The following is a 691-nucleotide window of genomic DNA, read 5'->3' as shown; positions in this document are numbered from 1 at the left end:
AACAGATACACTAGTTTCATCTAATGCATAAACAGTTACATCAGATGAAGATTCTAAAATAGATAGTTGGTTTCGTATTTTTTTTAAAGGCTTCTTGTTGGGCCTTATCAAATTTAGTAGGCATAGGTTGAGCTCTTTTATAAGAAATATTATTTTCAATTAATCTCAATCTAATAGCTTCTTCGGTAACTTTTACTCCAAATTCTCTTTCAATATAAAGAGCAAGAAGAGCACAAGTCCAAGTGTTAGCAACAAACCCTTTATCTATAGGAGATACATTTTTTACTGTGTAAATAAGATTTTCTATAATATCAGGAGATAATTTACCTAAAGAGCCTCCACGACACTCTTTTAAAGTGTCGAAGCCTACGGCGTTCCACTTCTTAACATAAGAAACGATTGTAGCTTGGCAAAGGCCAGTTAATGTCATTATTTCTTTATTAGAATAGTTCAAATATCTCATTATAACAGTAGTTAATATTAACCTTTGTCGGTTGTTTTCTGTTGAATTTCGTATTTCTATTAATTCTTCAATTTTAAAATTATGCAGTGTTTCAATATTTATAGCTGATCTTCCCATAATAAAATCCTTTCTATACAATATTATATTTAAAAATTTACGTATATTAAGTATTTGTAGAAAGATTTTTATTATTCAGTATAATTTTAGCTATCAACTTGGAACCCTATA

The 691-nt window shown here is 28.7% G+C and carries 1 protein-coding gene; it reads right to left on the bottom strand.

Features of this window, described 5'->3' with window-relative positions; translation table 11 throughout:
• Positions 1-40: 40 nt before the first annotated feature.
• Positions 41-580 (bottom strand): winged helix-turn-helix domain-containing protein, encoded by a 540-nt coding sequence (locus AZI32_RS17795; RefSeq protein ID WP_061997206.1) that lies wholly within the window; start codon positions 578-580, stop codon positions 41-43.
• Between the last annotated feature and the right edge of the window lie 111 nt (positions 581-691).

It is taken from the genome of Clostridium sp. ATCC 25772 (assembly GCF_001573875.1).
In the GTDB taxonomy this organism is placed as follows: domain Bacteria; phylum Bacillota; class Clostridia; order Clostridiales; family Clostridiaceae; genus Clostridium_J; species Clostridium_J senegalense.
This window is presented reverse-complemented; position numbering and strand designations above follow the sequence as displayed.

Bases quoted from the DNA above. Each gene is read 5' to 3' on its own strand.
- AZI32_RS17795 (WP_061997206.1), bottom strand. From the start codon at position 580: ATGGGAAGATCAGCTATAAATATTGAAACACTGCATAATTTTAAAATT.